This window comes from Methylobacterium terricola (assembly GCF_006151805.1).
Classification (GTDB): domain Bacteria; phylum Pseudomonadota; class Alphaproteobacteria; order Rhizobiales; family Beijerinckiaceae; genus Methylobacterium; species Methylobacterium terricola.
In genome coordinates this window covers 30,733-56,194 of record NZ_VDDA01000028.1, presented here as the reverse complement: position 1 = coordinate 56,194, position 25,462 = coordinate 30,733, and the positions used below count along the sequence as shown (strand labels likewise).

General features: G+C 71.1%; 25 protein-coding genes. 22 read left to right on the top strand and 3 right to left on the bottom strand.

The genetic code is table 11. The features are described from left to right. The 7 genes from FF100_RS30860 to FF100_RS30830 all read left to right on the top strand — a co-directional run. A partial coding sequence (locus FF100_RS30860) for a hypothetical protein (protein WP_139039863.1) occupies positions 1–184 on the top strand: 184 nt, incomplete at its 5' end. A 184-nt stretch (positions 185–368) separates the two neighbouring features. Continuing rightward, complete coding sequence (gene hpnA, locus FF100_RS30855; protein WP_139039862.1) at positions 369–1,415, top strand: hopanoid-associated sugar epimerase; 1,047 nt, start codon at positions 369–371, stop codon at positions 1,413–1,415. Next, positions 1,412–2,296 (top strand): squalene synthase HpnC, encoded by an 885-nt coding sequence (gene hpnC / locus FF100_RS30850; protein ID WP_139039861.1) that lies wholly within the window; start codon positions 1,412–1,414, stop codon positions 2,294–2,296. The genes hpnA and hpnC overlap by 4 nt, the downstream gene beginning before the upstream one ends. Next, entirely contained in the window at positions 2,293–3,153 is an 861-nt protein-coding gene (hpnD, locus tag FF100_RS30845; protein WP_139039860.1) for a presqualene diphosphate synthase HpnD, read from the top strand. The genes hpnC and hpnD overlap by 4 nt, the downstream gene beginning before the upstream one ends. Further along, positions 3,150–4,445 (top strand): hydroxysqualene dehydroxylase HpnE, encoded by a 1,296-nt coding sequence (gene hpnE / locus FF100_RS30840; RefSeq protein WP_139039859.1) that lies wholly within the window; start codon positions 3,150–3,152, stop codon positions 4,443–4,445. Before hpnD ends, hpnE begins: the two co-directional genes overlap by 4 nt. Before the next feature lie 118 nt (positions 4,446–4,563). After that, positions 4,564–6,555 (top strand): squalene--hopene cyclase, encoded by a 1,992-nt coding sequence (gene shc, locus FF100_RS30835; RefSeq protein WP_139039858.1) that lies wholly within the window; start codon positions 4,564–4,566, stop codon positions 6,553–6,555. An 87-nt stretch (positions 6,556–6,642) separates the two neighbouring features. Beyond that, positions 6,643–7,674, top strand: coding sequence for a TIGR03885 family FMN-dependent LLM class oxidoreductase (locus FF100_RS30830; protein WP_139039857.1), 1,032 nt, complete (start codon positions 6,643–6,645; stop codon positions 7,672–7,674). 84 nt (positions 7,675–7,758) lie between these two features. Here FF100_RS30830 and FF100_RS30825 read toward each other — a convergent pair whose 3' ends face one another. Continuing rightward, on the bottom strand, positions 7,759–8,070 hold the full coding sequence (locus FF100_RS30825; RefSeq protein ID WP_139039856.1) for a GCG_CRPN prefix-to-repeats domain-containing protein: 312 nt from the start codon (positions 8,068–8,070) through the stop codon (positions 7,759–7,761). Positions 8,071–8,189: 119 nt separating this feature from the next. Beyond that, entirely contained in the window at positions 8,190–8,672 is a 483-nt protein-coding gene (locus tag FF100_RS30820; RefSeq protein ID WP_139039855.1) for a Ros/MucR family transcriptional regulator, read from the bottom strand. Between the two features lie 330 nt (positions 8,673–9,002). Between FF100_RS30820 and FF100_RS30815 the strand changes: the two genes are divergently transcribed. Both FF100_RS30815 and FF100_RS30810 read left to right on the top strand, forming a co-directional pair. Next, the gene (locus FF100_RS30815; RefSeq protein WP_139039854.1) at positions 9,003–9,923 is read left to right on the top strand and encodes a L,D-transpeptidase; all 921 of its coding nucleotides are present in this window, start codon (positions 9,003–9,005) and stop codon (positions 9,921–9,923) included. 125 nt (positions 9,924–10,048) lie between these two features. After that, positions 10,049–10,819 (top strand): potassium channel family protein, encoded by a 771-nt coding sequence (locus FF100_RS30810; RefSeq protein ID WP_139039853.1) that lies wholly within the window; start codon positions 10,049–10,051, stop codon positions 10,817–10,819. Between the two features lie 208 nt (positions 10,820–11,027). Here the strand turns inward: FF100_RS30810 and FF100_RS30805 are convergent, their stop codons facing one another. Then, positions 11,028–11,342 (bottom strand): hypothetical protein, encoded by a 315-nt coding sequence (locus FF100_RS30805; protein ID WP_139039852.1) that lies wholly within the window; start codon positions 11,340–11,342, stop codon positions 11,028–11,030. 783 nt (positions 11,343–12,125) lie between these two features. Here FF100_RS30805 and FF100_RS30800 point away from each other — a divergent pair. The 13 genes from FF100_RS30800 to FF100_RS30740 all read left to right on the top strand — a co-directional run bounded on the left by FF100_RS30800 (position 12,126) and on the right by FF100_RS30740 (position 25,462). After that, positions 12,126–13,301 (top strand): ABC transporter substrate-binding protein, encoded by a 1,176-nt coding sequence (locus FF100_RS30800; RefSeq protein WP_246102578.1) that lies wholly within the window; start codon positions 12,126–12,128, stop codon positions 13,299–13,301. Between the two features lie 29 nt (positions 13,302–13,330). After that, the gene (locus FF100_RS30795; RefSeq protein WP_139039851.1) at positions 13,331–14,197 is read left to right on the top strand and encodes a branched-chain amino acid ABC transporter permease; all 867 of its coding nucleotides are present in this window, start codon (positions 13,331–13,333) and stop codon (positions 14,195–14,197) included. Further along, entirely contained in the window at positions 14,194–15,246 is a 1,053-nt protein-coding gene (locus tag FF100_RS30790) for a branched-chain amino acid ABC transporter permease (RefSeq protein ID WP_139039850.1), read from the top strand. The genes FF100_RS30795 and FF100_RS30790 overlap by 4 nt, the downstream gene beginning before the upstream one ends. Then, positions 15,243–16,010, top strand: a complete 768-nt coding sequence (locus FF100_RS30785) for an ABC transporter ATP-binding protein (protein ID WP_246102576.1) — start codon at positions 15,243–15,245, stop codon at positions 16,008–16,010. Before FF100_RS30790 ends, FF100_RS30785 begins: the two co-directional genes overlap by 4 nt. Continuing rightward, positions 15,994–16,686 carry an ABC transporter ATP-binding protein gene (locus FF100_RS30780; RefSeq protein WP_139039849.1) on the top strand — a complete coding sequence of 231 codons (693 nt, stop codon included), beginning with the start codon at positions 15,994–15,996 and terminating at the stop codon, positions 16,684–16,686. Before FF100_RS30785 ends, FF100_RS30780 begins: the two co-directional genes overlap by 17 nt. Before the next feature lie 56 nt (positions 16,687–16,742). After that, positions 16,743–17,879: a CaiB/BaiF CoA transferase family protein gene (locus FF100_RS30775; RefSeq protein ID WP_246102574.1), complete on the top strand. Its 1,137-nt coding sequence runs from the start codon at positions 16,743–16,745 to the stop codon at positions 17,877–17,879. After that, entirely contained in the window at positions 17,876–18,670 is a 795-nt protein-coding gene (locus tag FF100_RS30770; protein ID WP_139039847.1) for an enoyl-CoA hydratase-related protein, read from the top strand. The genes FF100_RS30775 and FF100_RS30770 overlap by 4 nt, the downstream gene beginning before the upstream one ends. A 3-nt stretch (positions 18,671–18,673) precedes the next feature. Then, positions 18,674–19,627 (top strand): hydroxymethylglutaryl-CoA lyase, encoded by a 954-nt coding sequence (locus FF100_RS30765; RefSeq protein ID WP_139039846.1) that lies wholly within the window; start codon positions 18,674–18,676, stop codon positions 19,625–19,627. 9 nt (positions 19,628–19,636) lie between these two features. Beyond that, on the top strand, positions 19,637–20,815 hold the full coding sequence (locus tag FF100_RS30760; RefSeq protein WP_139039845.1) for an acyl-CoA dehydrogenase family protein: 1,179 nt from the start codon (positions 19,637–19,639) through the stop codon (positions 20,813–20,815). A gap of 7 nt (positions 20,816–20,822) precedes the next feature. Further along, positions 20,823–22,178, top strand: a complete 1,356-nt coding sequence (locus FF100_RS30755; RefSeq protein ID WP_139039843.1) for an MmgE/PrpD family protein — start codon at positions 20,823–20,825, stop codon at positions 22,176–22,178. A gap of 42 nt (positions 22,179–22,220) precedes the next feature. Then, positions 22,221–23,105 (top strand): MBL fold metallo-hydrolase, encoded by an 885-nt coding sequence (locus tag FF100_RS30750; protein ID WP_139039841.1) that lies wholly within the window; start codon positions 22,221–22,223, stop codon positions 23,103–23,105. Further along, a complete protein-coding gene (locus FF100_RS30745) occupies positions 23,105–24,163 on the top strand; it encodes a LacI family DNA-binding transcriptional regulator (protein WP_139039839.1) in 1,059 nt (352 codons plus the stop codon). The genes FF100_RS30750 and FF100_RS30745 overlap by 1 nt, the downstream gene beginning before the upstream one ends. Before the next feature lie 90 nt (positions 24,164–24,253). Beyond that, entirely contained in the window at positions 24,254–25,462 is a 1,209-nt protein-coding gene (locus tag FF100_RS30740) for an NADH:flavin oxidoreductase/NADH oxidase (RefSeq protein ID WP_139039836.1), read from the top strand.

The following is a 25,462-nucleotide window of genomic DNA, read 5'->3' as shown; positions in this document are numbered from 1 at the left end:
GGACGGGGGCAAGGTGCGGGTGCGGACGCTGACGCTGCCGGACAGCTACCAGGACCACGACACGCCGGAGCGGATGTACGCCGAGGCCGGGCTCGACGCGGCCTCGATCGTCAAGGTCGTGGAGGCGACGTTGCCTGTGCGCGAGGCCGCGGCCGAGCGGGCCGGGCGCCTGCGCCTCGCCTGAGACGTCTCACCGGACGGGCTCATTCCGGCGGCAGGGCGCTGATGCGCGGGCGGCACGCCCGTCCGCGATCGGCGGCCCATGCCTTGCGGGCATGGCGCCGGGCTGGCAGAAGCGGCCCGGCTTCCCGAAGTGAGTGCTGAACGAGAATGTCGGGCCCGCCGCCCGAGCCCCCGAGAAGGAACGCATGACCGAGGCGAAAGACGGCCCGTCGTCCCCTCCGCCCGGCGCCGGGTTCGCGCCCGGCCCGGTGCTGATCACCGGCGCCAGCGGCTTCCTCGGCCCGGCCCTCGTGGACGTGTTTCGCGCCGCCGGCTTCCCGGTGCGGGTGCTGGTGCGCGCCACCAGCCCGCGCACCAACCTGACCTGGCCCGACGTCGAGATCGTCGAGGGCGACATGCGCGACCCCGAGGCCGCGGCCGCCGGCATGCGCGGCATGCGCTACCTCGTCCACGCCGCGGCGGATTACCGGCTGTGGGCGCCGGACCCGGAGGAGATCGTGCGCACCAACCGCGACGGCACCCGGGCCCTGATGCGGGCGGCCCTCGATGCCGGCGTCGAGCGGGTGGTCTACACGTCGAGCGTCGCCACCATCAAGCCGCATGACGACGGCACGCCGGCCGACGAGACCCGGCCGCTCACGCCGGAGACCGCCATCGGCGCCTACAAGCGCAGCAAGGTGGTGGCCGAGCGGGTGGTCGAGGAGATGGTCGCCCGCGACGGCCTGCCGGCGGTGATCGTCAACCCCTCGACCCCGATCGGACCCCGCGACGTCAAGCCGACCCCGACCGGGCGGATCATCGTCGAGGCGGCGAACGGCAAGATGCCTGCCTTCGTCGATACGGGGCTCAACCTCGTCCACGTCGACGACGTGGCGAAGGGCCATCTGCTCGCCCTGCACAAGGGCCGCATCGGCGAGCGCTACATCCTGGGCGGCGAGGACGTGCTCCTGTCGCGCATGCTCGCCGACATCGCCGGGATCGTCGGGCGCAAGCCCCCGACCGTGCGGCTGCCGCGGGCGGCGGTCTATCCGGTCGCCGTCGTCTCGGAGCTCGCCGCCCGGATCACCGGCAAGGCGCCGCTCGCCACGATCGACGGCATCCGGATGTCGCGCTACCGCATGTTCTTCTCCGACGCCAAGGCGCGGGCCGAGCTCGGCTACGCCGCCCGGCCCTACCGCGACGGCCTCACCGATGCCGTCGCCTGGTTCCGTCAGGCTGGATACATCCGATGACCACCGCCACCGAGGCGCGCTCCGGCAAGGGGCACCGCGACGAGAACTTCCCGGTCGCCTCGCACCTGATCCATCCGCGCCACCGCGGCCCGATCCTGGACTTCTACTACTTCGTCCGGGCCGGCGACGACGTCGCCGACAATGCCGGCCTGTCGCCGGAGCGCAAGATCGCGCTCCTCGACGGGCTTGCCGACGCCCTGACGGCCAAGGGCCCCGACGACCCGGAAGCCGCCCCCTTGCGGCGCTCGCTCGCCGAACGCGGCTTAGCCCCGCGCCACGCCCTCGAGCTCCTCGACGCGTTCCGGATGGACGCGCACAAGACCCGCTACGAGACCTGGGACGAACTGGCCCATTACTGCCGCTACTCGGCGGTGCCGGTCGGCCGCTTCGTCCTCGACGTGCACGGCGAGGATCCGGGCCGCACCTGGCCCACATCCGACGCGATCTGCACCGCGCTCCAGGTGATCAACCACCTGCAGGACTGCGCCAAGGACTTCCGCAGCATCGACCGGGTCTACCTGCCGCGCGAGACGCTCGAGAAGCATGGCGCCCGCATCGAGGACTTGGGCGCCGATCGCGCGACCCCGGCCTTGCGCGCGGTGATCGCCGAACTGGCGCAACGCTGCCTCGACCTCCTCGAGGAGGGCCGGCCCCTGCCCGACCTGATCGACGACACGCGCCTCGCCATGGAGATCGCGGCGATCCATCGCCTCGCGGTGGTGCTGGCCCGCGGCCTGCTGGTCCGCGATCCGCTGAGCGAGACGGTCCATCACGGCAAGGCCGCCTTCGCGTTGACCGCGCTCGGCGCCGCCGCCACGACGCTCGCCCGGCGGCCGTTCCGCCGCCATCTCCAGCCGGCCCTGCGGGGAGCCCGACCGTGACCGCCCTCGCCTCCCAGCCCGCCTCCCAAGCCGAGACCACGACCGAGACCCCGGCTCTGCCGGCGGCCGGCTCGTCGTTCTACACCGCCATGCGGCTGCTGCCGGCCGAGCAGCGCGACGCGATGTACGCGGTCTACGCCTTCTGCCGCGCCGTCGACGACGTCGCCGACGATGGCGGCGCCCGCGAGGTGCGCGCCGCCGAGCTCGACCGCTGGCGCGCCGATATCGACGCCCTCTATGCCGGCCGGCCGGTGCCCCGCACGCAGCCCCTCGTCGGGCCGGTGCGGCAGTTCGGGCTCAAGCGCGAGGATTTCCAGGCGGTGATCGACGGCATGGCGATGGATGCCGAGGCCGACATCGTCGCCCCCGATTCCGCGACCCTCGACCTCTACTGCGATCGCGTGGCGAGTGCCGTCGGCCGGCTCTCGGTGCGGATCTTCGGCCTGCCCGAGGAGCCCGGCATCAGGCTCGCCCACCATCTCGGCCGGGCGCTCCAGCTCACCAACATCCTGCGCGACATCGACGAGGATGCCGGGCGCGGCCGGCTCTACCTGCCGGCCGAGCCGCTGGCGGCGATCGGCCTGTCCCATCCGACGCCCGAGAGCGCGCTCGCGCATCCGCGCCTCGCGGAAGTCTGCGCCCGGCTCCTCGACGAGGCGCAGGGCCATTACGATGCGTCCTGGGCGATCATGAACCGCGAATCGCGCCGGGCCACCAAGGCGCCCCGGATCATGGGGGCGGCCTACCACCTGATCCTCGTCGGCCTGCGCCGACGCGGCTGGGCGGCGCCCCGGTCGCGGGTGAAGCCCGGCAAGCTCGCGCTGATCGGCGTCCTCCTGCGTCAGGCGATCGTCTGATGGGCACCGTTCACGTTCTCGGGGCCGGCCTCGCCGGCCTCTCGGCGGCCCTGCGCCTCGCCAAGGCGGGCCGGCGCGTCGTGGTGCACGAGGCGGCCAAGCAGGCCGGCGGCCGCTGCCGCTCCTACTTCGATCCGGCCCTCGGGCTGACGATCGACAACGGCAACCACCTGCTGCTCTCGGGCAACCGCGACGCCCTCGACTTCATGGCGCTCGCCGGCGCGCCGGACGGCGTGCTCGCCGGGCCGGACGAGGCCGCCTTCGCCTTCGCCGACCTCGCCACCGGCGAGCGCTGGACCCTGCGGCCCAATGCCGGGCGCCTGCCGTGGTGGGTGCTCGACGCCCGCCGCCGGGTGCCGGGCAGCCGCGCCCGCGACTACCTCGCGCCGCTCGGCATCTTCCGCGGCGCCACGAAGGCCGCCACGATCGGCGAGAGCATGACCTGCGAGGGGCTGCTCTGGGACCGCTTGTGGCACCCGGTGCTGCTCGCCGCCCTCAACACCGAGCCGCAGGAGAGCGATGCAGGGCTTGCCGCCACCATCCTGCGCGAGACGCTCGGCGCCGGCGGCCGGGCGTGCCGGCCGCTGGTGGCGGTCGAGGGCCTGTCGGCGGCCTTCGTCGATCCGGCCCTGTCGGCTCTGGAGAAGGCCGGCGCCGAGGTGCGTCTCGGTCGGCGCCTGCGGGCGCTCGGGATCGAGGGCGGGCGCCTGACCCGTCTCGACTTCTCGGACGGGCCGGAGGTGCTCGGCCCCGACGACGCGGCGGTGCTGGCCCTGCCGGCCTGGGTCGCCGCCGACCTGATGCCTGGCCTGGAGACGCCGCAGAGCCACCGCTCGATCGTCAACGCGCATTTCGCGCTTCCCCCGAAGCCGGGGGCGCCCTTGCTGCTCGGCGTCGTCGGTGGCGTGACCGAGTGGCTGTTCTCCTATCCCGACCGGCTCTCGGTGACGATCAGCGGCGCCGACCGCCTGCTCGACGTGCCGCGGGACGAACTCGCCCGCACGATCTGGGACGAGGTCTCGCGGCTCTCAGGGTATGCCGGCGCGCCGCTGCCGCGGTGGCAGATCGTCAAGGAGAAGCGCGCCACCTTCGCGGCGACCCCCGCCGAGGCGGCGCGCCGGCCGGGTGCGCGGACGCACGTCGCGAACCTGGCGCTCGCCGGCGACTGGACCGCCACCGGCCTGCCCTCGACCATCGAGGGGGCGATCCGCTCCGGCGCCACCGCCGCGCAGGTGCTGACAGGTATGGGCGCCGGCAGCGGCGGCAACGCTGCGTTGCGCGGAGCCGCTTGACGCCGGGCCGGAGTTCCGGAACAGCGTGAGCGTGGGCGGCGTTTGTGCGCCGCGAAAACAATTCGAAGCGGCAGGGCGGCGGGCGACACCGCGCGCCGGAGAGGAAGGCGGAGACACCGTGGGCAAGGTCGAGACGCTGCACCGCAAGAGCACGCAGGACGTCACCCTCGACGAGGTCGAGCGGCGGGTCTCGGCGGCGTCCCGGGCGCTGACGCAGCTGGCGCAGGCCGACGGTCACTGGTGCTTCGAGCTCGAGGCGGATGCCACCATCCCGTCCGAGTACATCCTCTACCACCACTTCCGCGCGTCGATCCCGCCGCGGGAGCTGGAGGAGAAGATCGCCGTCTACCTGCGCCGGACGCAGAGCCCGCTGCACCACGGCTGGGCCCTCGTCCACGAGGGTCCGCTCGACATGAGCGCGACCGTCAAGGCGTATTTCGCCCTGAAGATGATCGGCGATTCGCCCGACGCCCCGCATATGCGCCGGGCCCGGGACGCGATCCTGCAGCGCGGCGGCGCGGCCCATGCCAACGTCTTCACCCGCACCCTGCTCGCCCTCTACGGCGAGGTGCCGTGGAGCGCCGTGCCGGTGATGCCGGTCGAGGTGATGCTGCTGCCGCGGTGGTTCCCGTTCCACCTCGACAAGGTGTCGTACTGGGCCCGCACCGTGATGGTGCCCCTCTTCATCCTGCAGATGAAGAAGCCCCGCGCCAAGAACCCGCGCGGGATCGGCGTGCGCGAGTTGTTCACCCAGGATCCGGCGCGGATCCGGCGCTGGCCGTCGGGCGCCCAGGAGGCCTCGCCCTGGCGTCCGGTCTTCGCCGTCATCGACGACATCCTGCGGGTGGTCGAGCCGCTGTTCCCGGCCGGGCCCCGCGCCAAGGCGGTGGACAAGGCCGTGGCCTTCGTCAGCGAGCGGCTGAACGGCGAGGACGGCCTGGGGGCCATCTTCCCGGCCATCGCCAACTCGGTGCTGATGTACGAGGCGCTGGGCTATCCAGAGGACCACCCGCTGGTCGTTACGGCGCGCTCGGCGGTGGAGAAGCTCGTCACCGTCAAGGAGCACGAAGCCTACGTCCAGCCCTGCCTGTCGCCGGTCTGGGACACGGCGCTCGCCGCCCACGCCCTGATGGAGGCCGGCGGCCCCGAGAACGAGCGCCAGGCCCGCGCCGCCCTCGAATGGTTGAAGCCGCTCCAGGTTCTCGACATCAAGGGCGACTGGGCGGCCCGCAAGCCGGACGTGCGCCCGGGCGGCTGGGCGTTCCAGTACAACAACCCGCACTATCCCGACCTCGACGACACCGCCGTGGTGGCGATGGCGATGGACCGGGCGCAGACCCGCCTCGGCCCCGGCGAGGGCGGCTCGGACTACACCCAGTCGATCGCCCGGGCCCGCGAGTGGATCGAGGGCCTGCAGAGCCGCGACGGGGGCTTCGCCGCCTTCGACGCCGACAACACCTACCACTACCTCAACTACATCCCGTTCTCCGACCACGGCGCGCTGCTCGATCCGCCGACCGCCGACGTCACCGCCCGCTGCATCTCGATGCTGGCCCAGCTCGGCGAGACCAAGGCGACGAGCCCCGCCCTCGCCCGGGCCGTCGACTACCTGCTCGCCGACCAGGAGGAGGACGGCAGCTGGTACGGCCGCTGGGGCATGAACTACATCTACGGCACGTGGTCGGCCCTCTGCGCGCTGAACGCCGCCGGCCAGGACCCGTCCTCGGCGCCGATCCGCAAGGCGGTGGAGTGGCTGGTCGCGATCCAGAACCCGGATGGCGGCTGGGGCGAGGATGCGGCGAGCTACAAGCTCGAATATCGCGGCTACGAGCGCGCCGGCAGCACCGCCTCGCAGACCGCCTGGGCGCTGATCGCCCTGATGGCGGCCGGCGAGGCCGACCACCCGGCGGTGGCCCGCGGCATCAACTACCTCGCCCGCACGCAGGGCGCGGACGGGCTGTGGGGCGAGGAGTTCTACACCGGCACCGGCTTCCCGCGGGTGTTCTACCTGCGCTACCACGGCTACGCGAAGTTCTTCCCGCTCTGGGCGCTGGCGCGCTACCGCAACCTGCAGCGCGGCAACAGCCGCCGGGTCGCGGTGGGGATGTAGCGAGGAGCGGTTCTGCCCCGCGGCGCAACCGCGCCCGCCCGGAACGACCGCCCGGGCTCGGACATTCCCCGGGCCGGGAGCCCCGCGATGACCCTGTACAGCTACCACATCTCGCACGAGCAGTGCCCGCCTAGGTCGCTGCTCGCGCTCGCCCAGCGGGCCGAGCAGGCCGGCTTCGACGGGGCCTTCTCGTCCGACCATCTCCAGCCCTGGTCGCCAAGCCAGGGCGAGTCCGGTTTCGCCTGGGCCTGGCTCGGCGCCGCCCTGCAGGCGACCGAGCGGCTGACCTTCGGCATCATCTCGGTGCCGGGGGGCTGGCGCTACCACCCGGTGGTGCTGGCGCAGGCCGTGGCGACGCTGGGCCAGATGTTCCCCGGCCGGGTGCCGTGGGTGGCGCTCGGCAGCGGCCAGGCGATGAACGAGCGCGCCACCGGCGGTCCCTGGCCCGACAAGGCGGAACGCAACGCCCGCCTGCGCGAGGGCGCCGAGATCATGCGGGCGCTGCTCGCCGGCGAGACCGTGACCCAGCGCGGCCGCCTGACCGCGGTGGACGCCAAGGTGTGGTCGCTGCCCGAGACACCGACCCGCCTCGTGGGCGCGGCCACCAGCGTCGAGACCGCCGCCTGGCTCGGCACCTGGGCCGACGGGCTCCTCACCGTCGGGACGAGCCCGGAGGCCCTGGGGCCGATCGTCGACGCCTTCCGGGAGAATGGCGGCGCCGACAAGCCGGTCTTCCTCAAGATGGACCTCAGCTACGCCCCCGACCCGGCCGAGGCCCTGCACCAGGCCCATGCCGAGTGGCGCTTCAACGCCCTGCCGTCCTCGGTGGCCTGGGAGCTGCCGCGCCCGGCCGATTTCGAGGCCGCCGCCCGCTTCCTGCGGCCGGAGGACATGCACGAGGCGGTGCTGATCTCGCACGACCTGCCGGCGCTGACCGAGCGCATCGCGGCCTGCGCGGCGCTCGGCTTCGACAGCATCGACCTGCACCAGGTCGGCGGCAGCCAGCCGGCCTTCATCGACGCCTTCGGCGAGCGGGTGCTGCCGGCCCTGCACGGCCGCAAGGCGCCGGTGATCGAGTTCGACCCGTTCGGGCGCAAGCCGGCGGCGCGGGCGGGGTAGGCCGGCCGCGGATCGCCCGTCGCCCCAAACGCGGCGAGGCGCCCGACCGGCCGGCCGGGCGCCTCGCTCGTCCTGCGGTACGGATCAGTAGCCGTAATAGAATCGGCGCGGCCCGCCATACGGGCGCCGCCAGTACGGCCGTGGGCCGTAAGAGTAGGGGCGCGGGCCGTAGAACGGCCGCGGCCCGTAGAACGGGCGGCAATAGCCGAAGCGGTTCGGGACGAAGCCCGGGCCGCAGCCGCCGGCCACCGGGATTACGCCCGCCTCCGTCGCGAGCGTGCCCGCCGCGCCGAGGCCGATCGGGGCAGCCTGCGCGGTCGAGGCGAGGCCAAGACCGCCCGCCACCACACCGCCCGCCACGAGGGCAGCCATCCCGAGCACCTTGACGTGCATCATCGTCGGATCTCTCCTCAGGTGAAGGCGGCCGCCAGGACCGCCTGCCCGCCCAGGAAAGAACTAACGACCTGAACGGACGATGAGCGCGCCTTTCGGCCTCCGCTCATCGCGGCGGCGGCTCAATGGCCGCGGCGTCTCCCCGGCGCCAGGCCGGAGACCACCGGATCCGCGGCGGTCCGCAGCGCCGCGCCGCGGCCGCGCCGGCTCTGGCCGAGGCCGGAGCTCTTGGCGAGTTCGGAGCGCTGGGCGGCGTAGTTGGCGGCGACCATCGGATAGTCCGGCGGCAGGCCCCATTTCTGGCGGTACTGCTCGGGGGTGAGGCCGCGGCCCGCCAGGTGGCGCTTCAGCGTCTTGTAGGGCTTGCCGTCCTCCAGGCTGATGATGTGGTCCGGCGTGACGGTGCGGCGGATCGGGACCGGCGGCGTCGCCTTCTCGGGCTCCGGCGCCGGCGCCGCACCGAGCTGGCTCAGCGACGTATGGACCGCCGCGATCAGCCCCGGCACGTCCGTCGCCGGGACCGAGTTGTTCGCCACATAGGCCGACACGACGTCGGCGGCGAGCTCGATCAGGTCGAGCGATCGGGTCGGGTCATCGTTGGTCATGGCGCACCAGATCGAAGTGACCAGCGCAGGAGGACACGTGTTGTCGCGCGCGTCAACCACAGGTGATATGCGTCACGACAGAATTCGCGGGTGGAGATACGAACTAGAAAAAGTATTGCACGCGATTTGCCGGATGACTCCGCATCGCCCGGCAAGGCGGCGAGGCGCGGGCTGCACCCGCGCCACACTCGCCCGGATATCGCGCTAGCCCGTTGGTCCTGACGGTTTTTCCCGAGGGAGCGGTTTCCCCTCGGCGGGGAAATGCCCTAGCTGTTGCTGCATTGCGCCATTCGGCGCCCCGTTGTGTCAGAACGATCGTCAAGACCTCCCATGACAGACAAGAACCGCCGCCTCCTGGTCTCCGGCGCCGCTGCCGGCCTCGCCTCGACGCTGCTGGCGGGCGCCCTGCCGCGTCCCGCCCTCGCCTGGACGGACCAGGATTTCGCCCCCGTCCGGCGCCGGCGCTCGCGCGATCCGGTCCCGGCGGATGACGGGGCGTTCTACGATACGCGCGGCCAGGGTTACGGCACCCAAGGCTATGGCGGACAGGGCGCCGATCCGTATCGCGGCCAGCCCGTCCCGGCCGAGCCGGCGCCGGAGGAGGATTCCTTCTGGGGCGGCCGGCGCAGCGTCTCGCCGCCGCAGGGCACCGCCGACCCGTCCCCCACGGTGGTGGTCGATGACGGGCCGATCGACTATGCCCGCGCCTACGCGGCGCTCGACACCGAGCCGTTCCCGGTCGCGGCGTTCCGCTGGCGCCGCGCCAACCCGTCCTTCCTGCGCCAGGAGGTCGCCTATGGCGGCCGCTACGCGCCGGGCACCATCGTGGTCGATCCGCGGGCGCACCACCTTTACCTGATCCAGGAAGGCGGCCGGGCCCGCCGCTACGGCGTCGGCGTCGGCCGCCAGGGCTTCGCCTGGAACGGGGCGGCCACCATCAACTCCAAGCAGGCCTGGCCGGACTGGTACCCGCCCAAGGAGATGATCGCCCGCCAGCCGGCGCTCGCCCGCAGCGTGTCCAAGCTCCAGAGCGGGCTGGGCGTGCCGGGCGGCCCGCGCAACCCGCTCGGCGCCCGCGCCCTCTACCTGTGGCAGAACAACAAGGACACGCTGTTCCGCATCCACGGCACCACCGAGCCGGAGAGCATCGGCCGCAGCGTTTCGTCGGGGTGCATCCGGATGATCAACCAGGACGCGATCGACCTCTACGCCCGGGTGCCGGTGGGCGCGCAGGTGGTGGTGCTGGGCTGAGGCCCCGGTCTCCCGCGGCGGTCGTCCCAGGGCCGCCGCCGGACCGGCGGTCCTCCGGGACGCGCCGCCGGGCGCGCCCGGCCCGGATGCGGTATGGGTCCGTCCCCGCTCCTTCGGCCGGACCCATGCCCCCCTTCAAAGCCAGGCTCCAGGCCCTCTACGAGGGCGACACCCACCAGGCGCACCGTTTCCGCTACGCCCTGCTCGCCTTCGACATCGCGACGGTCGCCTTCGTCATCGTGACCTCGTTCCTGCCGCTCTCGCTCTGGATCGTCGCCTGCGACGTGGTGCTCGGCTTGGGCGTGCTGACCGACTTCCTCGCCCGCCTGGCGATCAGCCGGGCGCCCGCCCGCGAGTTCCTGCGCCTGAGCACCTGGACGGACGTGATCGCCATCGCCTCGTTCCTGGCGCCGATGATCATGCAGGGCGTCGGCTTCCTGCGCATCCTGCGCACGCTCCGCCTGCTGCGCACCTACCAGCTGCTCGACCGGCTGCGCCACGACAGCCCGGTCTTCCAGCGCAACGAGGAGGCGATCCTCGCCGCCACCAACCTGGTGGTGTTCGTGTTCGTGATGACCGGCGTGGTCTACGTCTCGCAGAACGGCACCAACCCGGCGATCGGCAGTCCGGTCGATGCGCTGTATTTCACCGTCACGTCGCTGACGACCACGGGCTACGGCGACATCACGCTACCGGGCACGTCCGGACGGCTGATCTCGGTGTTCGTGATGATCTGCGGCGTGACGTTGTTCTTCCGCCTCGCCCAGGTGGTGTTCCGGCCCTACAAGGTGCGCTTCTCCTGCCCGACCTGCGGGCTGCAGCGGCACGAGCCGGACGCGGTGCACTGCAAGGCCTGCGGCACCACGCTGAACATCCCCGACGACGGAGCCGATTGACCTGCCGGCGGTGACGGACGTCGTGCCTTCAGGATGTCGGGTGGAGGAGCGAACGGGCCCTTTCTCCGTCGAGCCTGGCCCTCCCGAGCGGGGCGCTCGACCGTACGGAGGTGGACGCCGCCCTCACGCCGCCCGGCCGAGCGGGGTTCGACCCCGGCCGATCTCGATCGGATCGGGGGGCTCGGCGCCGACGGGCGGCAACGGGTCGTCACCGGGGCGCGGCGTGTCGGACATCGTGGGTCTTTCCCTGCGCTCCCCCTGGGAACCGACGATCAACGCGCCGGCCGTCCGAAGGGCGCTCCGCGGTGAGGTCATGCACGAGATCGGCGAAGCGGCGGCCCTCCTCCGTGCGGCCGTCGACCTGCGCCGGCGCGATGAAGTCGCTGGGCTTGCCCTTCCGGCCGGCGGCCTTCGCCAGGGCCTCGGCACAGGCGACCACGTCCGCGTTGCTGGGCGCGGGCGGCGTCACCGTAACCGCGGGCGCGAAGTGCTTGGTCTCGGCAGCGCCGTCGGCCGTGAGCACCTGAAAGGTGGCGGAGGGCAGGCAGGGGAGATCGACGAGGCTGATCTCGCTCGGGTCTCGGCCGTGGCGACGCCATAGACCAGGCGTTGCTCGGCGTCGACCTTGGTCAGGGAGATGAAGAGGGAGAGGTCCGACATGTCCGTGTCCTGTGCTGGCTCAAGCGGGCTTCGACCGCAGGGCCGCGCGTCGGGCGGCGATGGAACTTGAGGCGGCTTCGAGATCGCGCTCGAGCTGTGTGACGTCCGTCGTGGCGGCTGGATCCGGCTGACGTGGCAGATGAGGCGCGGCCGGCGGTGCTCTCGCGGATAGTGATCAGTGCTTCCTGCGCCATGGGTCGCAGCGGCGACGCTGTTCAGGCTGCGCTCCAGGTTGCGGACGTGCTCGCCGAGCATCGCCATGGCCTTGTCGTCCCGCTCCTGGTCTTTCGGCTCATAGCCCTCGCAGGGTCCGTGTCCGTGGTGAGGTTGGAAGGGCGCAGCTCTCCGGGGGGGGGGCGGCTCCCCTGCATGAAACGTTTCATGCCAGGTGCGGCCTGGGATGTGAGGCTGCGACTAGGACGTGATGAATGGCGGTAGAAGGATGTCCGGCTTCAATGCTCTTCGACGCGCCACGATCATGGACAGCGTTGAAGGGCGTGGGTAGCCAGAGACAGAAATTTGAAACGTTTTATTGACAGCGCTTGGTATGCCCCTCTAGGGTTTCCTCATGATCCGGACGAGGGGCACGAAGAGGCCCGCTGGCGGATCGAGTCGGCGCTCTGCGGAGGGCCGCACGGGAGGAGACATGATGGCGCTTCGCGCTCAGCGCGCCGCAATCGGCGCATTGCTGGCATCCGTCACGTTCTGTGGTGCGGGATCGGCCTGCGAACTCAAGATCGGCGCACCGGCCGTCCTGTCGGGGCCTGCTGCCCAATGGGGCATCGCCTTGCGGGGAGCACTGGAGTTCGTCGCCAAGGAGACGGCGCAGGAGCGCCGCCTCGTGATCGGCGGTACGCCCTGCACCGTCTCGGTGAAAGCGATCGACTCCAAGTACACTGCCGAGGGGGCGGCGTCCGCGATGAACGCGCTGGCTGCCGACGGCATCGCGGTGATCGTGGGACCCGTCGGTTCGCCCGAGGTGACCGGGATGAAGCCCGTGGCCCTGCGCAACCGCATGGTCGCGATGGTCAACAGCTTCGCCAGGGATTCGATCGGCCCGCGCTGGCCGAACGTCTTCCATATCGGCCCGGGTCCGTCCGGATGGGCCGGCCCGATCATCGACGAGGGGCGGAAACACTACGACTTCTCCTCCGTCGGCATCGTCGCCCCGAACGACCAGGGCGGGACGGACGTCGCGGGCGTCAACGCCGAGATCTTCAAGAAGAAGGGCGTAGGCGTCGTCGAAGAGTACTACCAGCGCGGTACGACCAACTTCGCTCCGATCGTCACGCGCGTGCTCCGCTCCAATCCGGGAGCGATTGATCTGGCGTCCTCGCCGGCCGGCGATGCCGGCATCATCATCAAGCAATTGCGCCAGGCCGGTTTCGCAGGACCGATCTTTCGCCTCGGCGGGCCGGGCTTCGAGGAGATCGCCCGCGTGGCCGGCGGCATCGAGGTGCTGAAGGATTTCCTCTGGTACGAGCCCGTCGCGATGGATGAGGGCCTGCGCGCGCTCGAGAAGAAGCACCAGGACCTGATGGGCGCCCCGCGCCCGGAGAACGCCGACTTCTTCCGCTGGGTGTTCGCAGCGCGGATGATGGTCAAGGCCGCTCAGGCCGCACAGTCGATCGACAAGCCTCAGGCCATTGCCGACGCCATGCGCAAGCTGCCGGTCGAGGACGAGAATATCGGCAAGGGATACTGGATCGGTCAGCAGTTCTTCGGGATCAATCAGGAGATGTCCTACCCGTTCGCGATCGGGCAGGTCCGCGGCGGCAAGGTCCAGGACTACATCCACGCCGCGGCCGTCAAGGAAAATTGATCTGCGAAAGACCGATTTTCGGAGGAACGATGGACAATCTCATTGCCACGGGGCTGATCGGGATCAGCCTCGGATCCCAGTACGCGCTCCTGGCGCTCGGTTTCACCCTGATCTTCGGCATCCTGGGCGTCGTCAATTTCGCCCATGGCGGGTTTTACGTGATGGGTGGCTACGTCGCCTATTACTGCTCCGTCGTGCTCGGGCTGCCCTTCCCCGTCGCCGTGCTCGCCGCGACGCTCGCCACGGCAGCGCTCGGCTGGCTGTTCGAGACGCTCATCCTCGAGCGCGTGATCGAGGACCATCAGGCGACCCTGATGGTCACCATGGGCTTCTACCTCGTCATGGCGACCGCGATCCTGCTCCTCTTCGGTCCGGAATCGCCCGAGTTCTCGTTTCCGATCACCGGCGTGTGGCGGGCGGGCGGTGCCTACGTTCCCTACGCGAACATGGTCGTCATCGGCGTCTGCCTCGCGGCGATCGTCATCGTCTACTGGCTCATCTACCGCTCCGGCATCGGGCGGGCGATGCGCGCCATGGCGGAGGACCGGGCGGTCGCGAGCGCGCTGGGAATGCGCACGCGGGCCCTGTTCCCCTTCGCCTTCGCCCTCGCGACGGGCCTTGCCGGCCTGACGGGTGCGCTCGTCACCCCCATCCTCGCGCTGGCTCCTCATGTCGGCGATCCGGTGCTCGCCTTCTCGTTCCTCACCGTCATCCTCGGCGGGCTCGGAAGCGTAGCCGGTGCGACGGTTGCCGCCTTCATCGTCGGCATGGTCGAGGCCTACGCCGCAGTCTATCTCGGCGGCTCGAAGGGAGCGCTGGCGCTCTTCGTCCTGGTCCTCCTCATCCTCGTGGTCCGCCCGCAGGGCCTTCTCGGCAGGGAGGTGCGGCGGGCATGAGCAACCAGGCATCCATCACGCGCCTCCCGCAGGCGCGCCGCCCCGCCCTCCTCGGCGGCTACGAATGGGCGACGCTCTGCCTGGTTGGCTTCGCCTTCGCGGTGCCGGTGCTCACCCGCAACCCGCAGATCCTCTCCCAGACGAACCTGATCCTCATCGCGGCCACCGCCGCGCTAGGCGTCTACATCATGCTGCGCATGGATCTGATGAGCTTCGCCGTGCCGGCTTTCATGGCGATCGGCGGCTATACGGTCGCTGTCCTCAGCCTGAAGCTCGGCGTGACCGACGCCATCCTGCTCGGGGTCGCCGCCTTCGTGATGCCGGCCCTCTGTGCCGTTCCGCTCGGCTGGCTGATCCTGCGCCTGAAGGGGGTCTACTTCGTTCTCGTCACCTTCGTGCTGACGGAGATCGTCCAATTACTCCTGTTCGAGGCAGCGCCCCTGACGGGCGGCTCCAACGGCCTCGTCGGGATGCCGGCGGTGACCCTCTTCGGCATCGAGCTGATGGACAACAGCCAAGTGCTCCTGACCACGGCGGGTCTCGCCTTCGCGGGCTTCACGATCACCGCGCTGTTCACCCGGCATTTCCGCTACGAGTTCACCGCGATCGAGAAGAACGACGTGCTCGCCGAGAGCCTCGGCTTGGCCTGCTGGCGCTACAAGGCGCTGGCCTTCTCGGTCGCGGCCGGGGTCTCGGGCCTTGCCGGCTTCGCGCTGGTGAACATGCTGCTCACCGCGCACCCGACCTCTTTCGCACCGATGTCCTCGGTGAGCTACATCACCTACACCATCGTGGGCGGAAAGGGCGCGATCCTCGGCACGCTCGCCGGCGCCGCGCTCCTCGTGACGGCGACCGACCTCTTCGCCCTCAAGGGCGAACTGTCCCCCGGCCTGTTCGGGCTCCTCATCATCGTCGTCACGCTCGTGGCGCGGGGCGGCGTCATCGGTCTCGCCGCGAAGGCGGCAGGGCGGATGCGGCGGGCCTCGCCTGCGGCGCCCGCCCGCGTCGCTCCCATCGCCGCGGTTCAAGCCCGGGGGGTGAAATCGTGAGCGCGAGCCTCACCGCTTCGGCCGGCGCCCTGCGCGCCGACAGCATCTCGAAGGCGTTCGGCGGCCTCAAGGTCTTCTACGACGTCAGCTTCACCCTGCCGCCGGCCGGCCTGCTCGGGGTCATCGGCCCCAACGGTGCGGGCAAGACCACGATGATCAACATCATGTCGGGCCGGTTGCCGCTGAGTTCGGGTCAGGTCCTGCTCGGCGACACGCGGATCGACGGCCGCCCCGTCTACGCGAATGCGGATCAGGGCCTGGTCCGCAGCTTCCAGCAGACCGCGACATTCGCCGGATCGAGCGTCGAGGACAACCTCATCGCGGCCTTGCGGTTCGCGAAGCGCGACCGCTCGGTGCTCGAGCGGCTGGCTCCCCTGCTCGACCGGTTCGGGCTCATCGAGTGCTGGAGGCGCCACGCCGAGGTCCTGCCCTACGGCCTCCAGAAGATGCTCGGCCTGACCATGGCGCTGGCGACGCAGCCGAAGATGCTGCTGCTCGACGAGCCGGCCGCCGGGCTCGAGAAGTCCGAACGGGCCAACATCGACGCCTATGTCGGCTTTGCCCAGCGCGAATTCGGGTGCGGCATCCTGCTCGTCGAGCACGACATGGACCTGATCCGGCGCCTGTGCCCGCAGGTCATCGTGCTGGACGGCGGCCGCCTGATCGCGGCCGGGCCGCCGGGCGAGGTCCTGAACCGCAAGGACGTGATCGATGCCTATCTCGGCGGCACGGACGAGGAGGATGCCGATGCTCAGCATTCGTGACCTCCACGTCTCCTACGGCGGCACCCGCGCCGTCGAGGGGATCGACCTCGACGTCGGCGCCGGGGAAACCGTCCTGCTGATCGGGGCGAACGGCGCCGGCAAGTCGAGCCTGATCAACGCCGTGATCGGCCTCGTCCGCACCGCGCGCGGGCGCGTCACCTTCGACGGTCGGGACATCGCCGGGCTGCCGAGCGACGCCCGTGCCCGCTGCGGGATCGGGTACTCGCCGGAGGGGCGTCGCGTCTTCCCGAGCATGAGCGTCAAGGACAACGTTCTGTCCGGCGCGGTGCGTCTCACGCCCCGCGAGCAGGCCCGCCGTTGGGATGGGCTCGTGGACACGTTCCCCTTCCTGGCCGAGCGGCAGGCCCAGGCGGCGGGCGAATTGTCCGGCGGCCAGCAGCAGCTCGTCGCCATCGCCCGCGCGATGAGCGGGGGGCCGAAGCTGCTGCTGCTCGACGAGCCGTTCCTCGGCCTGGCCCCGGTGTGGATCCGGCAGATCTCGGCCGCGGTCCAGCGGATGCGGGACGAGGGAATCGCGGTGCTGATGACGGAGCAGATGGCCCGTCCCGCGCTGCGGATCGCGCAAGTCGGCCACGTGATGCGCTCCGGTCAGATCCGGCGCTCCGGCCGGACCGAGGAGATCAAAGGGGCGGCGCTCGCCGAGGAGTACCTGTGACCTCGTCCCCCCACTATCCCACGAAGAAGCAAGACTTGCCGATGAGGAGCAACGATTTGCAGCGTACCGCACCCCTTGGCGGCCTGACCGTTCTCGAACTGGGCCATTCGGTTGCCGCGCCCTATGCCGGCCTGATCCTGGCCGAGCTCGGCGCGCGGGTGATCAAGGTCGAGAACCCGGCGACCGGCGACTACGCCCGCGGCTGGGGTCCCCCCTTCCTCGGCGACGACGCCACCGTCTTCCACGCCCTCAACCGCTCCAAGGAGAGCGTGACGCTCGACTTCTCCGACCCGGCGCAGAAGGCGGCCCTGACGCGTCTGATCCTCGACTCCGACGCCGTCATCCAGAACCTCCGGCCCGGCCTCCTCGAGAAATTCGGCATCGAGGCGGATGCGTTGCGCCGGGAGAAGCCCGGGCTGATCTGGTGCGACATCGGCGCCTTCGGCAAGTCGGGCCCGCTGGCGAGCAAGCCCGGCTACGACCCGCTCGCCCAGGCGAGTTCGGGGATCATGTCGATCACCGGCGAGGCCGACCGGGCGCCGGTCCGCGTCGGCGTGTCCCTGGTGGATATGGGCGCGGGCATGTGGACCGTCATCGGCCTCCTCGCGGCGCTCTGCGAGCGCGGTGCGACCGGCACCGGCGCCCGGGTGTCGACCTCGCTCTTCGAGACCGGGCTCGCCTGGATGACGATCCCGCTCGCCGCGCATGCGGTGTCGGGCGAGGTGCGCAAGCCGCAAGGGTCGGGCCTCGCCGAGATCGTCCCCTACCAGGCCTTCGAGGCGAGCGACGGCTGGGTGATGATCGCGGCCGGCAACGACAAGCTCTTCGCGCGGCTGTGCGAGGCGATCCCGGGGCTCGCCGAGGTCGGGCGCGATCCCCGCTTCGCGCGGAACCGCGAGCGGGTGCTCCTGCGCGACGAGCTCGTGCCGCGGATCGCGGCCGCCATCCGGGCCTTGAGCGCTTCGGTGCTCGGCGCCACCCTCGATGCCGCCCAGGTGCCGAACTGCCCGCTGCTCCGCATCGATCAGGTCTGGGCCCACCCGCAGACGCAGGCCGTGGGCATCCTGACCGAAGGGGCGGGCCACCAATGGGTCGGGCTGCCGATCACGCTCGACGACGCCCGCCCCACCGCGGGCGGGGCGGCGCCCGCCCTCGGTGCCCACAACGCGAGCCTTCTGCAGGATCACGAATGAACGCCACCTACGAGACCCTCGGGCTGGAGCGGATCGACGACGACCTGCTTCTGGTCCGGCTGAACCGGCCTCAGGCCGCCAACGCGATGAACACCCGCATGGGCGAGGAACTCCTCGACCTCTTCGAGCGGTTCCAGCTCGAGACGGACGGCGTGCGGGCGATCGTCGTCACCGGCGCTGGCGAGAAGGCCTTCTGCGCCGGGGGCGACCTCAAGGAGCGCAACGGCATGACCGACGCGCAGTGGCTGCGCCAGCACGCCATGTTCGAGCGGATGCTGCGCGCGGTCGTCGCCTGCCCGCTGCCCCTGATCGGCGCGGTCAACGGGGCGGCTTTCGGCGGCGGCTGCGAACTCGCGGCAGCCCTGGACTTCACCTACGCGGCCGAGAGCGCGCGCTTCGCCTTGACCGAGGTGACGCTGGGAATCATGCCCGGTGCCGGCGGGACCCAGAATATCCCGCGGGCGCTCGGCGAGCGGCGGGCCAAGGAGATCATCCTCACCGGGCTGCCCTTCACCGCGCGGGAAGCCTGCGACTGGGGCCTCGTCAACCGCGTCCTGCCGCAGGCGGAGCTGCTGGAGGCCACCCTCGCCACCGCGCGGCGGATCGCCGGCAACGCGCCCATCGCCGTGCGCCAGGCCAAGCAGTCGATCCACCGCGGGTTGCAGATGTCGCTCGCCGACGGTCTCGCCTTCGAGATCGAGTGCTACAACCGCATGGTCGCGACGCAGGACCGGCACGAGGGCGTGCGTGCCTTCAACGAGAAGCGCAAGCCGCGCTTCCGGGGGGAGTAGCCCATGCCGGAACACGCGATCCTGCGCGAGGTCGGCCTGCGCGACGGCATCCAGATGGCGGCCCGCTTCCTCCCCACGGAGCGCAAGCGCGAATGGGCGCTGCGGCTGAAGGAGGCCGGTCTGCGCGAGATCGAGCTGACCTCCTTCGTGCCGGCGAAGGTGGTGCCTCAGTTCGCCGACGCCGATGCGCTCGCGGCGATCCTGCCGGAGCTCACCGGCGTGACCGCCTCGGCCCTGGTGCCGAACCTCAAGGGAGCCGAGCGGGCGCTCGCGGCCGGCTTCACCCACGTCAATTACGTCCTGTCGATCTCGGAAGCCCACAGCCGGTCCAACGTGCGCCGCTCGACCGACGAGGCGATCGCGGAGTTCGAGCGGATCGCCGCCCTGAAGGCGACGCCGGCCGGGAGCGGCATGGTGCTCGGCGTCGGGCTCGCCACGAGCTTCGGCTGCACGCTCCAGGGGCACGTCGATCCCGACCGGGTGTTCGAGGTCGCCGCGATGGTGGCCGGGGGCGGCGCCGACGAGCTGATCGTCGCCGACACCGTCGGCTACGGCAACCCGGCCCAGGTCAAGGCCCTCCTGCCGACGATCCTTCGCATCGCGGCGGGGCGGCGGGTGGTCTGCCACTTCCACGACACGCGCGGCCTCGGCCTCGCCAACGTCGCGGCGGCGCTCGATGCGGGCGTGCGCACCTTCGACAGCTCGCTTGCCGGGCTCGGCGGCTGCCCCTTCGCGCCGGGGGCGACCGGCAACATCAACACCGAGGACGCCGCCTTCATGCTCGACAGCATGGGCTTTGCCACCGGCCTCGACATCCCGGCGCTCCTCGCCCTGCGCCGCGACGTCGAGGGCTGGCTCGGAGACGAGCGCTACAGCGGCGCGATCGCCCGCGCCGGCCTGCCCAAGACCTATTCGACCGGCCTTCGCACGGCCACGCCTCCCGCCCTCGCTTCGTGAGATTGCGCCATGAACCAGCCAGACGTCATGCTCGATATCGGCAAGGACTATCCCGAGCTGCGCGATTCGGTGCGCCGGATCTGCGAGAAGTATCCGATGGAGTACTGGGCGAAGCTCGAGGAGGAGTCGGGTTATCCGTCCGAATTCGTGACCGAACTGACCGAGAGCGGGTTCCTCGCCGCCCTCATCCCGGAGGAGTACGGCGGTGCCGGCCTGCCGCTGCGGGCCGCCTCCGTCATCCTGGAGGAGATCAACGCCTGCGGTTGCGTGGCGAGCCCGGCCCACGCCCAGATGTACATCATGGGCACCCTCCTGCGGCACGGCTCCGAGGACCAGAAGCGCGAGTACCTGCCGAAGATCGCCTCGGGCGAGCTGCGCCTCCAGGCCTTCGGCGTGACCGAGCCGACCACCGGCTCGGACACCACCCAGCTCAGGACGCGGGCCGTGCGCGAGGGCAACGGCTACGTCATCAACGGGCAGAAGGTCTGGACCTCCCGTGCCCGCTACTCCGACCTCCTGCTGCTGCTCGCCCGCACGACGCCCCTCGACCAGGTTCAGAAGAAGACGGACGGCATCTCGGTCTTCCTGATCGACCTGCGCGAGGCCCGCGGCAACGGGATCGACATCCGCCCGATCAAGGCGCTGATGAACCACAACACGACCGAGATGTTCATCGAGGACCTGCGCGTCCCGGCCTCCGCCCTGGTCGGCGAGGAGGGCAAGGGCTTCCGCTACATCCTCGACGGGATGAATGCCGAGCGGATCCTCGTCGCCTCCGAGTGCGTCGGCGACGGGCGCTACATGATCCAGCGGGCCGTGGCCTACGCCAACGAGCGCGTCGTGTTCAACCGGCCGATCGGCGCCAATCAGGGCATCCAGTTCCCGATCGCCCGTGCGCACGTGGCGCTGGAGGCCGCGGACCTCATGGCGCGCAAGGCCGCCGCCCTGTTCGACGCCGGGCAGCCCTGCGGATCCGAGGCCAACATGGCCAAGCTCCTCGCCTCCGAGGCGACCTGGAGCGCGGCGGACACGGCGCTCCAGACCCATGGCGGCTTCGGCTACGCCACGGAGTACGGCATCGAGCGCAAGTGGCGCGAGTGCCGCATCTACCAGACCGCCCCGATCTCGACGAACCTCGTGCTGGCCTATGTCGGCCAGCACGTCCTCGGCATGCCGCGTTCCTACTGAGGTGGTCATGGACAGCATCACCCGAAAGGCCGCCGATTTCGTCGCCCGCTTCGACGGCGCGCGTGTTCCGGCGCGCGCGAGGCATGCCGCGCGCATCGGCTTCGTCGATTGCGTCGGTGTGATGCTCGCCGGTGCGGGCGAGCCGGCGGTGCGGCTGGCCGCCACGATCGCCTCGCCCGTCCCCGGCAGCAACGAGGCGCCGGTCGCCGTGGACGGGCAGCGCTACGGCGCGGCGGAGGCGGCCTTCGTCAACGGCGTCGCCGCCCACGTCCTCGACTTCGACGACGTGGCGCTGGCGGGGCATCCCAGCACCGTCCTCGTGCCGGCGATCCTGGCCGAGGCCCACGCGCTCTCGGCCTCGGGCGAGGCGGCGATCGACGCCTACCTCGTGGGCTACGAGCTGTGGGCGCATCTGGCGGAGCTCGAGCCCGGTCACCTGCACGATCGCGGCTTCCATCCGACGGCCGTGATGGGAACCCTCGCCTGCGCGGCCGCCGCCGCCCGGCTGCGGCGGCTCGGGCCCGGGGAGACCGCCCACGCACTGGCCATCGCCGCCTCGCTGGCGGCCGGGCTCGTGGCGAATTTCGGCTCGATGACGAAGTCGCTGCATGCCGGGCGCACCGCGCAATCGGGCATCCAGGCCGCCCGGCTCGCGAGCGTCGGCTACACCGGCAGCCTCGATGCCCTCGAGCACCGGACGGGGTTCCTGCGGGCCTTCTCGCCATCCGGTGCGCCGGACCTCGATCCCGCCGCGTTCCGCATCGGCGAGGAGTGGCTGGTCGAGCGCTTCGGCGTCAACATCAAGCGCTACCCGACCTGCTACGCGACGCACCGGGCCATCGACGCGATGATCGACCTTGCGGACGCGCACGACCTCGCGGGCGAGGCCGTCGAGACCATCCACGTCCATACCGGCGCCACCCAGCGCCTGATGCTGCGCAACACCCGGCCCAAAACCGGGCTCGAGGCGAAGTTCTCGATGGAGTTCGCGATGGCGAGTGCCCTCCTGGCGCGGCGGGTCGGTCTTACGGAACTCACCGACGCCTTCGTCGGTCGTCCGGACATCCAGGCGATGCTCGAACGGGTCGACGTCACGGCGAGCGAGGAGAGCGCCGGGACCGACATGCCCATGGCGCCGCACGACCTCGTCTGGGTGACCTTGAGGGACGGCACGGTGCACCGCCATGCGCCGGTGGAGCATGCGCGCGGCAGCTGGCAGCGTCCGCTCGAGCGCGCGGAGCTCGAGGCGAAGTTCCGCGACTGCGCGGAGATCCGGCTGTCGTCGGAGCGCGCCGCGGCGCTGTTCGCGAAGCTCTGGGACATCGAGTCTGTCGGCGACCTTCGGGACCTCGCACTGAACTAGATCCCATCCGCTGTGCTCCACGGTCGTGAAACAGGGTGCACGATGAGCCTGCCAGACACGCAGATCCCCGGCGTCTATCACCGCCGCTTCGGCGACGTCCTCGTCACGGCGTTGTCCGACGGCTACGTCGAGATGGGCCATGCCATCTTCCGGGAGTTCTCCCCGGACGACGTGGACCGGATGATGGCACGCGACCACCGGATCTCGCCACCGCGGATCTCCGTGAACTGCTTCCTGCTGCGGGGCCCGGCCGGCACGGTGCTGGTCGATTGCGGCTCGCAGGACAAGTTCGGGCCGACGGCGGGCAAGCTCTTCGCGAACCTGGCGGCGGCCGGCGTCGCGCCGTCCGAGATCGGGCACGTGCTCCTCACCCATTGCCACCCCGACCATTCCTGCGGCCTCACGGACGCGGCGAGCGGCCGGCGGCTGTTTCCAAACGCAACGGTCGTCGTCAATCGCAAGGAGATCGCACACTGGTTCTCGGACGAGGCGATGGCGCGCGCCGATGCTCGCCAGCGCGAGCGCTACTTCGGCTGGGCGCGCGAGCAGGTCGGGCCCTATCGGGCGGAGCATCTGCGCCTCGCCGAGGACGGCGACGAGGTCCTGCCTGGCATCACGCTCGTCGAATGCGCCGGCCACACCCCGGGTCACTCGACCTACGTCCTTCGCTCGCAGGGGCGGCGGATGATCGTCTGGGGCGACCTCGCGCACGTTCCCGAGATCCAGGTCGCGCGCCCCGAGGTCTCGATGAGCTTCGATCACGATCCCGACATGGCGGCGGCAAACCGCACCGCCCTGCTGCAGCGCATCTACGACGAGGACATGTTGGTCGCGGGAATGCACATCCACTTCCCCGGCCTCGGCTACCTCGTGCGCGAGGGGACGGGCTACCGCGTCGCAACCGAGCAGTGGCAGTTCGAAATCTGATGAGCGTGCACCGAGAGAAGCCGCCGAGGGCCCCCACCATTCGCGAGGTCGCGAAGCTCGCCAACGTTTCCACCGGGACCGTATCGCGGGTCGTGAACGATGCGGCTGACGTCAAGCCGGCGGTGCGCAAGGCGGTCGAGGAGGCGATCGCGGAGCTGGGCTACGTTCCCAACGCGGCGGCCAAGTCGATGCGGATGGGGCGCACCCGCACCGTCGGCTGCATCCTGCGCGAGATCAACATCGCCCAGCTCGGCGGCTTCGTCTCGACCGCGCAGAACGTCCTGAATGAATCCGGCTACGCGCTCCTCATCTCGAACTCGGAGGGCCGGCGCGAGCGCGAGATCAAGCTCCTGCGCAGCTTCTCGAGCGGTCAGGTCGACGGTGTCCTGATGGGGCCCTACACGCCGATCGAGGGCGAGATGGAGGAGATCCTCCGGGACCTGCCGGTGCCGCTGGTCATGATCGACCGCGACCAGCCGTCCTGGTGCGATGCCGTCTACGTCGACCACGAAGGCGGAACCCGCCTCGCGACGTCGCATCTCCTCGGCCTCGGCCATCGCCGGATCGCGCTCCTGACCGGGCCGATGGGGCTGCATCCCGCGGTCTCCCGCGTCCGTGGCTTCGAGCGCGCCCACGCCGAACGGGGGATCGCGCCCCTGCCGGATCTCATCGTGTCCGGGAGCTTCCTGCGCGACCACGCCTATCGGGCGACGTCGGCGCTGCTGGGCCTGTCGCAACGGCCGACGGCGATCATCGCCGGCGGCATCGACATGCTGTCGGGCGTCCTGCGGGCGATCCGCACGCACGGCCTCGGGATCCCGGGCGACATCTCGGTGGTCGCTTCGGGGCGGAACGACCTCTCGGACCTGCACCAGCCGCCGATCGCGGTGGTGGGGTGGGAGCAGAGCGAGGTCGGGGCGACGGCCGCGTCGCTGCTCCTCGACCACATCGTCCGGGGCAGCCGGGACGAGCCGCGCCGCGTCCTCATCCCGACGACCTTCGACCCCCAGGCATCCTGCGCCCCGCCCCGCGGGCAGGGAGCAGCCGAAACCCCGTAGGCCCGCAAGCCGGCGACGGGCGCGATGACACGGCCGACGGGACGCGAAGATCCCGGTCCGGCCCCACACGACAACCGGGAGGGAACCGCCATGGGCTCCGACGTCAAACTGTTCTCCGCCTTCACCCTGCGCGGCGTCACGCTGAAGAACCGCGTCGTCATCTCGCCGATGGGTACGTATTCGGCCGAGAACGGCCGCCTCCAGCCCTTCCACCACACTCACTACGCCAACTTCGCCATGGGCGGCGCGGGCCTGGTGATGATCGAGCAGACCTCGATCACGCGGCGCGGGCGGGTGACCAACGGCGATCCGGGCCTGTGGGAGGACGGCCAGATCGGCGACATGCGGGCGCTGGTGAGCCACATCAAGAGCTACGGGGCCAAGGCCGGCATCCAGCTCAACCATGGCGGCCGCAAGTCGTCCATGCAGCGCGCGTTCCGCGGCAACGGGCCGCTGACCGACCGCGATCTGGCGATGGGAGAGGAGGAGTGGGTACCGCTCGCGCCCTCTGCCCTGCCGCTCGGGGAAGGCTGGCGGATGCCGGAGGCGATCACCGCAGGCCAGCTCGATGGCCTGCGCGATGCCTTCGCGGCGGCGGCGCGACGCGCGGTCCTGGCGGGCTTCGATCTCGTCGAGATCCACATGGCCCACGGCTACCTGCTGCAGAACTTCCTGTCCCCGCTCGCCAACCAGCGGGACGACGCGTACGGCGGCAGCCTCGAGAACCGGATGCGGTTCCCGCTGGAGGTGGTGCGCGCGGTCCGCGAGGTCGTGCCATCCTCGATGCCGCTCCTTGCCCGCATCTCGGCCACCGACTGGATCGAGGGCGGCTGGACGATGGACGACAGCCTCGTCCTCGCCCGCGCGCTCGCGGAGGCCGGGATCGACCTCGTGGACTGCTCGTCGGGCGGCAACCTGCGCGTCGGCGCGACCAATTCGAGCCTGGGGCGGGGGCCGGGATATCAGGTTCCCTTCGCCGAGCGCATTCGCGCGGAGACGGGCATCCCGACCGCAGCCGTCGGCATGATCCGCACCCCGGACTTCGCCGAGCGGATCCTCCGGGAGGGGCGGGCCGACCTGATCTGCATCGCGCGCCAGGCCTTGTTCGATCCGTTCTGGGCCCACCACGCGGCCGAGGCGCTCGGCGTCAACGACGGCTTTTCGGACTGGCCGCCGCAATACGGCTGGTGGCTGGAAAAATGGGGCCGCGCGCTCTCCGCCAACGGCGAGCGGCCGACGGGCCCGGAGGTCTTCGCGCCCTCTCCGACGCAAGCGCCCCGCGAGAGCTCCGCGGCCTGA

Bases quoted from the DNA above. Each gene is read 5' to 3' on its own strand.
- hpnA (WP_139039862.1), top strand. From the start codon at position 369: ATGACCGAGGCGAAAGACGGCCCGTCGTCCCCTCCGCCCGGCGCCGGG.
- hpnC (WP_139039861.1), top strand. From the start codon at position 1,412: ATGACCACCGCCACCGAGGCGCGCTCCGGCAAGGGGCACCGCGACGAG.
- FF100_RS30830 (WP_139039857.1), top strand. From the start codon at position 6,643: ATGACCCTGTACAGCTACCACATCTCGCACGAGCAGTGCCCGCCTAGG.
- FF100_RS30825 (WP_139039856.1), bottom strand. From the start codon at position 8,070: ATGATGCACGTCAAGGTGCTCGGGATGGCTGCCCTCGTGGCGGGCGGT.
- FF100_RS30820 (WP_139039855.1), bottom strand. From the start codon at position 8,672: ATGACCAACGATGACCCGACCCGATCGCTCGACCTGATCGAGCTCGCC.
- FF100_RS30815 (WP_139039854.1), top strand. From the start codon at position 9,003: ATGACAGACAAGAACCGCCGCCTCCTGGTCTCCGGCGCCGCTGCCGGC.
- FF100_RS30810 (WP_139039853.1), top strand. From the start codon at position 10,049: ATGCCCCCCTTCAAAGCCAGGCTCCAGGCCCTCTACGAGGGCGACACC.
- FF100_RS30800 (WP_246102578.1), top strand. From the start codon at position 12,126: ATGATGGCGCTTCGCGCTCAGCGCGCCGCAATCGGCGCATTGCTGGCA.
- FF100_RS30795 (WP_139039851.1), top strand. From the start codon at position 13,331: ATGGACAATCTCATTGCCACGGGGCTGATCGGGATCAGCCTCGGATCC.
- FF100_RS30790 (WP_139039850.1), top strand. From the start codon at position 14,194: ATGAGCAACCAGGCATCCATCACGCGCCTCCCGCAGGCGCGCCGCCCC.
- FF100_RS30780 (WP_139039849.1), top strand. From the start codon at position 15,994: ATGCTCAGCATTCGTGACCTCCACGTCTCCTACGGCGGCACCCGCGCC.
- FF100_RS30770 (WP_139039847.1), top strand. From the start codon at position 17,876: ATGAACGCCACCTACGAGACCCTCGGGCTGGAGCGGATCGACGACGAC.
- FF100_RS30765 (WP_139039846.1), top strand. From the start codon at position 18,674: ATGCCGGAACACGCGATCCTGCGCGAGGTCGGCCTGCGCGACGGCATC.
- FF100_RS30760 (WP_139039845.1), top strand. From the start codon at position 19,637: ATGAACCAGCCAGACGTCATGCTCGATATCGGCAAGGACTATCCCGAG.
- FF100_RS30755 (WP_139039843.1), top strand. From the start codon at position 20,823: ATGGACAGCATCACCCGAAAGGCCGCCGATTTCGTCGCCCGCTTCGAC.
- FF100_RS30750 (WP_139039841.1), top strand. From the start codon at position 22,221: ATGAGCCTGCCAGACACGCAGATCCCCGGCGTCTATCACCGCCGCTTC.
- FF100_RS30745 (WP_139039839.1), top strand. From the start codon at position 23,105: ATGAGCGTGCACCGAGAGAAGCCGCCGAGGGCCCCCACCATTCGCGAG.
- FF100_RS30740 (WP_139039836.1), top strand. From the start codon at position 24,254: ATGGGCTCCGACGTCAAACTGTTCTCCGCCTTCACCCTGCGCGGCGTC.